At 44.4% G+C, this 11,244-nt stretch carries 8 protein-coding genes and 1 riboswitch; of the genes, 1 reads left to right on the top strand and 7 read right to left on the bottom strand.

Annotated features, from left to right (window positions below):
• Positions 1-8: 8 nt before the first annotated feature.
• Positions 9-677 carry a phosphoribosylglycinamide formyltransferase gene (purN, locus tag A3757_RS10890; RefSeq protein WP_068508037.1) on the top strand — a complete coding sequence of 223 codons (669 nt, stop codon included), beginning with the start codon at positions 9-11 and terminating at the stop codon, positions 675-677.
• A 32-nt stretch (positions 678-709) separates the two neighbouring features.
• Here purN and A3757_RS10885 read toward each other — a convergent pair whose 3' ends face one another.
• The 7 genes from A3757_RS10885 to A3757_RS10855 all read right to left on the bottom strand — a co-directional run bounded on the left by A3757_RS10885 (position 710) and on the right by A3757_RS10855 (position 11,092).
• Complete coding sequence (locus tag A3757_RS10885; protein ID WP_068508035.1) at positions 710-1,648, bottom strand: LysR family transcriptional regulator; 939 nt, start codon at positions 1,646-1,648, stop codon at positions 710-712.
• A 38-nt stretch (positions 1,649-1,686) separates the two neighbouring features.
• Positions 1,687-3,552: a phosphomethylpyrimidine synthase ThiC gene (thiC, locus tag A3757_RS10880; RefSeq protein ID WP_068553106.1), complete on the bottom strand. Its 1,866-nt coding sequence runs from the start codon at positions 3,550-3,552 to the stop codon at positions 1,687-1,689.
• A gap of 67 nt (positions 3,553-3,619) precedes the next feature.
• Positions 3,620-3,793, bottom strand: a riboswitch (TPP riboswitch).
• Positions 3,794-3,849: 56 nt separating this feature from the next.
• The gene (locus tag A3757_RS10875) at positions 3,850-5,316 is read right to left on the bottom strand and encodes an ATP-binding protein (RefSeq protein ID WP_068508031.1); all 1,467 of its coding nucleotides are present in this window, start codon (positions 5,314-5,316) and stop codon (positions 3,850-3,852) included.
• The gene (locus tag A3757_RS10870) at positions 5,313-6,578 is read right to left on the bottom strand and encodes an HD domain-containing phosphohydrolase (RefSeq protein ID WP_068508030.1); all 1,266 of its coding nucleotides are present in this window, start codon (positions 6,576-6,578) and stop codon (positions 5,313-5,315) included. The genes A3757_RS10875 and A3757_RS10870 overlap by 4 nt, the downstream gene beginning before the upstream one ends.
• 114 nt (positions 6,579-6,692) lie before the next feature.
• Complete coding sequence (locus A3757_RS10865) at positions 6,693-7,259, bottom strand: hypothetical protein (protein ID WP_068508028.1); 567 nt, start codon at positions 7,257-7,259, stop codon at positions 6,693-6,695.
• A gap of 226 nt (positions 7,260-7,485) precedes the next feature.
• Positions 7,486-9,084 (bottom strand): isocitrate lyase, encoded by a 1,599-nt coding sequence (locus A3757_RS10860; RefSeq protein WP_068508026.1) that lies wholly within the window; start codon positions 9,082-9,084, stop codon positions 7,486-7,488.
• A gap of 358 nt (positions 9,085-9,442) precedes the next feature.
• Complete coding sequence (locus tag A3757_RS10855; RefSeq protein ID WP_068508024.1) at positions 9,443-11,092, bottom strand: hypothetical protein; 1,650 nt, start codon at positions 11,090-11,092, stop codon at positions 9,443-9,445.
• Between the last annotated feature and the right edge of the window lie 152 nt (positions 11,093-11,244).

Genomic DNA, 11,244 nt, shown 5'->3' with positions numbered 1-11,244 from the left:
GCTTAGTAATGGAAGGACGAGATCCTGTTGTCGTTGTTTTGATATCGGGTAGCGGCAGCAACCTTCAAGCCTTAATCGACGCCTATCAACGTGAAGAAATCCCTGGAAAGATCAGCGCTGTTATTTCCAATAAGCCCCATGCTAAGGGCCTAGAGCGAGCTAAGAAAGCTGAGATTGATACTCATGTCATCGAACATCAAAAATTCGCTCAACGAGAGATTTTTGATGCAGAGCTGATTAAGACGATTGAGAAGCATCAACCGGATCTCGTGGTATTAGCGGGCTTTATGCGTATCTTAACCGATGATTTTGTCCGCCGTTTTGAAGGAAGAATGCTCAACATTCACCCCTCTCTTCTGCCTAAATATCCCGGCCTACATACTCATAAGCGTGCGCTTGAAGCAAAAGACAAAGAGCACGGCGTGAGTGTTCACTTTGTTACCGCTGAGCTTGATAGCGGCCCGAACATCATCCAGGCTATTGTACCAGTCTTAAATCAGGATACTGAAGAAACACTTGCCACCCGAGTACTTGAAAAGGAACACATCATTTACCCCATTGCGGTTAAGTGGTTTATCGATGGACGTCTTGAAATGAAAGATGGCCAAGCCTATCTGGATGGCGAGCAGTTGCCCGAAAGCGGCCTTAAGCTAGAGATTGAGCAGACTTTACACTAAGAGTCTGCGCCACCCTTGCGCTTCACCAACGATTATTCACTCTCTTTCTGAGCAATATCTGTAATCAAACGCCTAAACCACTGATGGTCCGCATTATGATGAAGTAAAGGACTCCAGGCCATCTTGAGATCGAATGCTGGTATATCGAAGGGCGGCTCTTTCATTACAAGCTTAGAGCTTTCACTTTTTAAACGCGCCGCGCGGCTCGGCAGCGTAGCCACTAAGTCATGCTGCTGCGCCAACAACATCGCCACCTGGTAATGACGGGTAAATACACTAATTTCGCGCTTTGCTCCAATACGATCCAGCGCTTCATCAACCCAACCCAAGCGCTGCACATCATTCGGGTTCACTCCAACACCCACACCAAAGCCAGTTTTACTCACCCAAATATGGCTGGCCTTTAGGTAGGCATCCAGATCGAAGCTATTGACCAAGGTGTTACTAGGGCTCATCAGGCATGAGAAGGTATCAGACCAGAGCGTTTTTTGGTGAAAAGACTGCGGCAAAGTATCAAAGCGATTAATCGCCATATCGACACGGCCTTGCTCAACATCTTCGAAAGATACATCACTGGGCGTTAAAACATCGAGCGTGATATTAGGCGCCTGCTTGCGAACTTCACTTAAAACAGCGGGAATCAAGGTAGATTCAGCGTAGTCGCTTGCCATCACGCGAAACACCCGATGGCTTTGAAGGTCAAAATCCCTATCCGGGTGAACTACACGATCGATATTGAATAATATCTCTCTCACCGCAGGCTTAAGGCTGAGCGCCAACTCAGTAGGCGCCATACCGTCACTGGTACGAACAAGCAATGGATCTTCGAACAGCAAGCGCAAACGCTTCAAACCATTACTCATCGCAGGCTGCGTAATACCAAGATGGTTTGCAGCCTTGGTGACGTTTTGCTCACGCAAAAGTACATCTAGGTGAACCAGCAAATTTAGATCAACATCACTTAGATTCATAGACCTAGACGCCCTTGGCTAATAACACTCAATTAAACTTAAACTTCATGGTAGATTTCACTACCTTCCTGTTTAAATTTCTCCGACATCTCACTCATACCTTCGTTCGCATCCTTTTCTGCTGCGTAATCACGAACTTCCTGAGATATTTTCATTGAACAAAACTTAGGGCCACACATTGAACAGAAATGTGCAACTTTAGCAGAGTCCTTAGGTAATGTTTCATCATGATAAGCACGAGCAGTATAAGGATCTAGCGCAAGGTTAAATTGATCTTCCCATCTAAACTCAAAACGAGCCTTTGACATAGCATTATCGTGAATCTGTGCACCAGGGTGGCCTTTTGCAAGGTCGGCAGCATGAGCCGCGATCTTATAGGTAATAAGGCCCTGTTTTACATCTTCTTTATTAGGTAGACCCAAGTGTTCCTTAGGCGTGACATAGCAAAGCATTGAACAACCATACCAGCCAATCAGTGCAGCACCAATGCCTGAGGTGAAGTGGTCATAGCCTGGTGCGATATCGGTAGTAAGTGGGCCAAGCGTGTAGAAAGGCGCTTCATCGCAATGCTTGAGCTGCTCTTCCATATTCGCCTTAATCATATGCATCGGCACATGACCCGGGCCTTCAATAAAGGTTTGCACATCGTGCTTCCAAGCTATCTTGGTAAGCTCGCCTAAAGTACGAAGCTCTGAGAATTGCGCCTCATCATTTGCATCAGCAATTGAACCTGGGCGTAAACCATCACCAAGTGAAAAGCACACATCATAGGCTTTCATAATCTCGCAAATTTCTTCAAAATGCGTATAGAGGAAGTTTTCCTTGTGATGAGCAAGGCACCATTTAGCCATAATTGAACCACCACGACTAACGATCCCGGTGACTCGATTCGCCGTCATAGGCACATAGCGCAATAACACACCTGCATGGATAGTGAAGTAATCAACTCCCTGCTCCGCCTGCTCAATTAAAGTATCACGGAACAACTCCCAGGTAAGATCTTCGGCAACCCCGCCACATTTTTCAAGCGCCTGATAAATCGGCACCGTACCAATCGGTACAGAAGAGTTTCGAATGACCCATTCACGTGTCTCATGAATATTCTGGCCTGTAGACAAATCCATTACGGTGTCACCACCCCAACGCGTCGACCAAACTGTTTTCTCGACTTCTTCCTGAATAGAAGATGTCACCGCAGAATTACCAATATTGGCATTCACCTTGGTGCGGAAGTTCCGACCAATAATCATCGGTTCGGTTTCCGGATGGTTGATATTACAAGGAATGACAGCACGACCACGAGCGACTTCGTCTCTGACAAATTCCGGGGTAATCATTTTAGGAATAGAAGCGCCGAAAGACTCGCCTGGATGCTGGTTAGCTAGCGCTTCATCCATCTGCGCCTCGCTTAAAGCCAGATTTTCTCGAATAGCGATATATTCCATTTCCGGCGTAATGATACCCTGACGAGCGTAATACAGTTGCGTGACATTCTTTCCGGCTTTTGCTTTTAGAGGTTTACGCTTATGCTCAAAACGCAAGCCATCCAAGGCTAGGTTTTGATCACGTACATTTGCGTACTCAGAACTAAAACCAGGTAACTCTTCAGTATCATTTCGTTCAGCAACCCACTCATCGCGTAAGGGCATTAGCCCTTTTGTGACGTCAACTTCTATCTCGGGGTCTGTATAGGGGCCGGAGGTGTCATAAACTCTAACTGGAGGGTTATCCTCAAGCTCGCCATTCTGCAACTGAGTTGGGGTAAGTGAAATTTCACGCATCGCTACGCGAATATCTTTACGACTGCCTTCTACATATACTTTTTTTGAGGCTGGAAAAGGCTGGGTAGATAACTCATCTACGTAAGCTGTATCACCCAGTTTCTTTAACGAATCGTTTTTCATCTATTGCTCCGCATATCCGGTATTACGAGTGTGGTAAGTAAGGAAGCAATTAGAATCATCGGTCTAGTCTTGATGAATTCTTGTTCCCTACGCTGGTTCTAACCAATCAGGTTCAACGGGTCCCTATCTGCCTACAAAATGTAGAACAACAAATAATTGGATATATCCCAAGAATTTATATGGTCTCAGCATTCGCAAATCATCAAGCGATAAAATGACAGATGCTCCCCGACAAGATTTTCATCGATTTTAGGGAGTGTTGAATGATATGGCAAGAAATAAGCGCTTTAGCATCGCCTAACGAGGAAAAATAGCCGAGAAGGAGCTACCTCGCCCCACCTCGCTATCGAGAACAATTCGACCATGATTCAGCGCGAGCATTTCGCAGCATATTGCTAAACCATAGCCATCACCTTCAATCTCACTATTCTCATGGGAATCTTGGCGCTGATATAGTTTGAAAATGCTTTCACGCTGTCCTTGAGGAACACCACAGCCTGTATCATTTACTTCAAGAGTAACGCACTTGCCGACCTGCTCATCAAAACTGGGACGAAGAGATACTTCAATAGCTCCCGCTTGCGTATATTTAATTGCGTTGGAAATAAGGTTGATCGCAATTTGCTTAAAGTGCTGCCTGTCTGCCAAGGCGTATATGTTAGAATCCGAAATCTCAGAGCGAAAATCCAAGCCTTTTTTCTTGGCAAGGGTTTCACCTTGTACACACGCTTCTTCAAGCGCAGGCACTGCATTGAAGCGGGAAATGTCGGCAGCCAGCTTTCCAGCTTCTACCCGCGTAGAATCCAAAGTCGTGCTGATCTGTTCAGCGAGCTGCTGACCGCCCCCGATAATTCGGTCGAACAAAGATAGCTGCGTTTCACTACACTGACTAGACAACTTTGATTTAAGAATGCCAGCGTAACCGACAACTGCATTCAAGGGTGAGCGCAATTCATGCACCATCATTGCCAAGTATTCTTTTCGAGTACGTTCTTTTTCGAGCTCCAGGCTTCGTTCAAACTCTTGACGCTGAAGTTCCATTTCTTTATTACTGGTCACATCTAACCCTGAAAGCAATACTGCGCTACCTTGACTGCCATCACTAATATGGAAACTCCATAAAAAGTGTGATGTCTTATCGTTATTTTCTTCAGCATTTGCAGAAGACTCGATATTCTCTAGACCACCCTGCTCTATTGCTTTGCCGACCAGAGCAGCAAGATCTCTGGGTAAAATAGCGGGCGCCCCTTCATCGTCAAATCCAAACTCAAGCATTAGATCAGTCATTGCAGGGTTACTAAAAAGAATCAGGCCTTGATCATCAAGCTCCAGCAATGGGGAGGGATTTATTTCAGTAAAAAATGAAAGCTTCTTGAGCTCTTCAAGCTGAAAGCCTTGCTGCTCGCAGGTAGTGAAAAGAATCATGCAGCTGCCATCATCGGTATAACTTCTACGGTAACTGACGGCAATGTTTTCAGAATTCTTATGCGTCCAATAGCATTCCTGTGGCGCTAGCTGAGCTTCACCCTGTTTTGCCAAGGGGCACTCCTCAGCTTCGTGATGAGTATAAATACTATGACGGCAAAATAGTTCATGAGCAGTACCGCCCTCCGCTGCTTTTTCGGCAATAGCATCAATATCCCAGCCTAACATGGCCTGGCCTGCCTTGTTTAAGAACTGAATACAACCGTCACTATCGACAAGCAACACACCTTCAGGTAAAGCATCCAAGGTAATAGAAGTGATATCAAAAGAAGGACTCACGAAAGGTCTACTCGCAATAACTGTGCAGGGTCAGCGCCTGGGACGGTTAGATCCAAGACAGAAGTAATCGACAGCTCTTTATCTGTCTTGATTTTTGCAAGGTTAATCACCTTGGGCTTAATATGCGCCATCCCTGCCATATCGTAAACAACCTTTACGACAGGTAATTTTGGTTGATCGGCATCGATCTCAAGAACAATACCTTTTTCTTTGTTGCTTAGCTGGACAGCACTACCCACCGGATAAACACTCAATAGACTAATCAGCGCTGACACGGAAGGCTCATCAAGTTTTTCATTTTTGGCCTCTTTATATAGATTAGCAAGAGCGCCATGAGGTGTTACCGCAGGCCTATCAAGCAAGCCGTGGACTAACTCATCATACCTGACAACCACTGCGAAAACCTTACTTAAAGGATGTATCTGATCAGACTTAAGTCCAGAAGGGTAACCGCTTCCATCCAGGTGCTCATGATGCTCGGTAATAATGCGCATTACGATTGAACTGAGCTCACAGTTTTGTTTTAACGACCGTAAGCCTATCGAGACATGCTGATAAATTAACTTCTTTTCACTCGCCGTATAAGGTGATGCCTTACCAAGCAAATGCATAGGCAGTTTTAGCCAACCCGTATCGTGAAAAAATGCGGCTAAAGCGAGCGCCTGTTGTGCATCGTCACCTAAGCTGAGCTTGATAGATATACTTAAGACTAAACTAAATGAAGCGAAAGTATGATTTGCGAGCGAAGCATCTTTACGCTGAATATTGATAAGGATAGCGAGTGCTTGGTTATTCCGCTGTAGACTAGACAGCGTAGCGTCAATTAAAGGCGAAACCTGCCGAGCATCAACCACTTTATCGTTTTTGAGAGCTTCATTGATCTCATCTGCCAGCTTCTCAACTTTGCCCTTTAACTCTTTAGCAACACCAAGCTCCTGACTAATAGACGTACGCTCAGGCAATTTTTCCTTAGCACTTGCTTCTGAAACTGGCTTATCTTTCGCAGCCTGATCTTCTTGTGATTTATCAGTCTCTTGTGAGGACTTATCACGAATAACATCAGCTGACGCTTCTACATCAACACCCTTTGAGGTATCAATCGAGAGCTGCTTGACACCCGCCTTGAGCAACTTATCAATTTGAGCGGCATTTTTTATCTTCAAGTGGTGATACATGAAGGGGCTGTCAATCCACGATATATCGAGCTTGGTAATATACATACCAACCTTAAGTAAGGATATAGGGATCTTTTTTACTGCCATGCGAAGGAATGCCTAAACTCAGTGAATAGTGTCAGCTTTATTTACACTAAATTATAGGCCTTCCTGAGAGAATTTGTACTATGTTTTCACGATTAATTTAAGTTTTTATAGGTATTACCCTTCAGACAAAAGCTTTACGTACCCAGGTGATATATCTTGATCAATATAAGCCATACCCAGCTTATTTAGATATTCATTACGATCAGCTTTCATTAGGTTTATATCTAACGCGCCCGCCTCATTATCTTGATAAAGTGCAGCCAAAAACGCCATATAATGCTCTCCCTCCTTTACCATCAAAAGACTTGCAGCGCCAACATCCGGCCTAACTTTAGAAAGCAGATCACCTGGCAGCTTAACTTCGTAAACAACTGGCGACTCATCACCCTCGACTCGCACACTACGACTTCTAACCGCCTGCTGAGCCCAATAAAACGCAAGCTCCTTACTCTGTGTTAGGAATACCGGATCATGTGTCTCGGTGTAGTTATTACCAATCGTTGCCATAGTCTTCTTAGCAGCCTGATTCATAACCTTATCACCCGAACGCTTAAGCCCCGCACCATTAATAGAGGTAACCAGCGCAGACGAAGTACCGTGGTACCACACATCGCCGCTCGCGAAGCCATCTTTGCCGAGAAGGTCTTTAGCATCTTGCAGATAGGAAGGAGTGTCAATCATGATAAGTTGCCCTTTTTATAGGGTGCGCGGTGCGCACCAAAATACGTAGTGATGCGCATTGCGCACCCTATAAACTATAGTCTAAAGATTAAAAGGGGTTAGACTCACTGACTCTGCCCTCTTTTAATCTCCACAAAAAAGGCGACTCTAGAGTCGCCTTTTTCTAAACACATTAAGCATCTTTCAATAATACATTATCAAAAAAGCTTAACTAGCCAGTCTCAGATTAAGAGAACTGGTTAGAAGTGTTCTTAGCACCGCCTGCCTTAAGAGCACGCTCACCAGCAAAGTACTCTTTGTGGTCGTCACCGATGTCAGAACCTGACATGTTTTGGTGCTTAACACATGCAATGCCTTGACGGATCTCTTTACGCTGAACGCCAGCAACGTAACCCAACATACCCATATCACCAAAGTAGTTCTGAGCCAAGTTATCAACAGACAATGCAGTCGTGTGATAAGTTGGTAGAGTAATCAAGTGGTGGAATACGTTCGCTTCACGAGCAGTATCCGCTTGGAATGTACGAGTACGTTCGTCAGCAACTGCAGACAACTCAGACTCATCGTATTCAGCAGACATCAGGTTGTTACGATCGTATGCAGATACGTCTTTACCTTCTTCTACCCATGTATCATAAGTTTGCTGACGGAAGTTCAAGGTCCAGTTGAAAGATGGAGAGTTGTTATAAACAAGCTTCGCATCTGGGTGTACTTTACGTACGTCGTCCATCATGCCTTTGATCTCGTGTACAGTTGGTACTGCAGTTTCGATCCAAAGCAAGTCAGCACCAGCATTAAGCGCACCGATACAATCGAATACACAACGCTCATGACCAGTACCTGAACGGAACTGGTATAGGCCAGAAGGAAGACGTTTAGGACGAACAAGCTTGCCGTCACGGCTGATTAGCACATCACCAGGAGCTGTTTCTTCTGGAGTAACTTCTTCAACATCTAGGTAAGAGTTGTAGATATCACCAGAATCGCCCGGCTCGTTAACTACTGCGATTTCTTTAGTAAGACCAGCACCTTCAGAGTCAGTACGTGCAACGATGATACCGTTGTCAATACCTAGCTCAAGGAAAGCGTGACGCAATGCACGGATCTTAGCGTGGAAGTCAGCGTGAGGAACAGTTACTTTACCATCCTGGTGACCACATTGCTTTTCATCAGCAACTTGGTTTTCGATCTGTAGTGCACAAGCACCCGCTTCGATCATCTGCTTAGCCATTAGGTAAGTCGCTTCAGCGTTACCAAAACCAGCATCGATATCAGCAATAATTGGCACAACGTGAGTTACGTGGTTGTCAATTTGATCTTGGATTTCAGCAGCTTTTGCTGAATCGCCAGCTTCGTTAGCAGCGTCTAGAGCACGGAAAAGACCGCCTAGTTCACGCGCATCAGCTTGACGCAGGAATGTGTATAGCTCTTCAACCAACGATGCAACAGCAGTTTTTTCGTGCATTGATTGGTCAGGAAGTGGACCGAAGTCTGAACGTAGTGCAGCAACCATCCAACCAGAAAGGTACAAGTAACGACGGTCAGTCTTGCCACCGAAGTGCTTCTTGATAGAGATCATCTTCTGTTGGCCGACAAAACCGTGCCAGCAACCTAGAGACTGCGTGTACTTAGTTTTATCTTTATCAAATTCAGCCATGTCAGCGTTCATGATATCAGCAGTGTATTGCGCGATATCAAGACCAGTCTTGAATTTGTTTTGAGCGCGCATGCGTGCAATTGACTCAGGGTTGATTGCAGCCCAGCTATCACCTTTTGCTTCTACAACAGATGCTACTGCTTTGATCTCGTCTTGGTATTGTGACATTTTACGTATCCCTTATGTTTAGGAATGAAACCCCCTTCCTTTATATGCGACAACTCAACTGCAAATAACTTAGAAAGAAGCGTGATTTGAATTTCGAGCAGAATTCTAATTAAATGACAGGAATAAATGAAATATATAGTTTATATATCCGGTATACATGAAACTTATAAACCCAAGCATACCGCATTGATAAATAGTTTTTAACTCCAATCTATCAACAGGTTATAGAGATGCTCTAGATTTTACTTAAATTATGAGCAAAGTATGAGCGAAACAAAAAGCTACGCTTTTTGACAAAATGCAATAGACAAATAGAGCTATTTATATGACAAAACTCTCAGATCTGAGTACAACTCAATCAAGCAGCATGACTTTCAAGCTTCTTACCAGCCTGAATATCTTCGTCAAAGTTAACCGTTTTTATATTAGGTAACGCCGCAACTTTACGCATTATCCCAACACCCTCTGTATCAAAGTTTGCAATCATTTCTTCGCTAACTTTAATCGGCTCACCCACACACAGACCAATGTTTGCCGGTTTAAGGCGCCAACTATTGCCTATATCAGAGCCACCCACGAGACTAATAGGTAAAACCACATCATCAGGCCTAAAATAGGCTTGCACGAACCGAGGGCTGACATACTTCATTGTGACACTTCCGTCCTTGGCAACATATGAACGAGAGCCTTCAGGGAATATCAAAAACGGCTCATACATAATGGATTTGAATAACTCGTAATCCTCACGATCCAATTCATCCAAAGCACAAGTTTGCCTAACGTCTGCCAAGTATTGGGCCAGATCATGTTTTTCAACCCGCATGAGCTGAGCAGAGATCTGAGAAAACCGGGCGCGATCTGATCGAATAAACTTATTCATAAAGTCGCTATAACTCATTTGCTCGATTAGATGAAGCCCGGAATTTGGCATTTTGATCAGCAGCTGTGACCGTCTTGCTGTTTTGAGCAAAGCATCAGCTAAGCTCTTCTCTTTAACTTCCGTCGTTTTCTGTGATGGTAAAGTCAGGAACAAGTTTCCGACATTACTCGCACCGTTCTTTAGAACCATATTTGAAAACATTCTCGGACCAACGACTGTATTGCAATTTGCTGTGAGATTATCAAAACCAAGCCGCCTCAATATACTCCTTACCAGATACGGCCCAATATAACCTTCGTGATTACCAACAATAAAAACCCTTCGCCCTGACGCCTTAAGCACTGAAGCCTGATACAAGATTCGAACCACCTCTGACGAACCCACTACATGCTTGCTATCATGCTTCGTTGAAACCCGCTCTCCTTTACTCCCGACCAATATCAAGTCGGCAATATTTCGGTTTTCAAGAAAAACAAAGAACTTGTGCCACAGGGCAGTATCAGGTAGAACCGGTGATATTGAGCGACTAAAGGTGAAAGGCATTGCGAGTATGCGCTCAATGCGAGATTTACTAAATTCCTTAAAGAAAGAATGCTGTAGCAGCTGTAATTTGCGCTCGTTGAATTTACGGGCGATGTCGGGAAAGTGCTTCTTTATATCCAAGCCGTCACGCTTGGCACGCGCAACAACCTCGTCCATTAGCTGAACAGCACGAATATTATGAGGTGCCTTTTTCAAAGAGTACATCTTGGCGCGAAAGAAATCGACAATACCTCGCAGCTTCACGGCGTTAAAGATAGACAATAGCAAGCCCTTTACCGCTTCTGGAGCAGGAACCTTCAAAACCAACTTAACAATGGCATCTTTCAGGCGATCAACCAGTCCAGCCAGACTAGCAACAAAAGCCAGTAACAGGTTAGTCACCCTATATACAAAGTTGTTTTGATAAATTGAGGCCAAGGACTTTTCGAGACGCTCTTTGTTCTCGTGCATAAATTTCAGCACATCTCCTTGCGCAATTTTATCTTTTTCTTGCTGCCACCATTGTATTAGAGCGTGTACACGCTTTTGCTTTCGATTATTCGAATCAAGCGGATCATCCTGTAGATCTTTATCAGGCTGGCTCATAAATTCTTCTCTTACTCTAATAACTAACCAAGGAAACGCTTAGAGTAACAATATTAATCTGTGCTAGCCACTTACCGAAGCTAGTTCAACGCGCAGCTTATTGCCAAGCATAGTAATAGAGGTATACTCTCACCCTTTCAAAATTGAACATA

Source organism: Oleiphilus sp. HI0117, assembly GCF_001635235.1.
The sequence above is the reverse complement of the archived record's forward strand: the minus strand, read 5'-3'. Positions and strand labels throughout refer to the sequence as shown.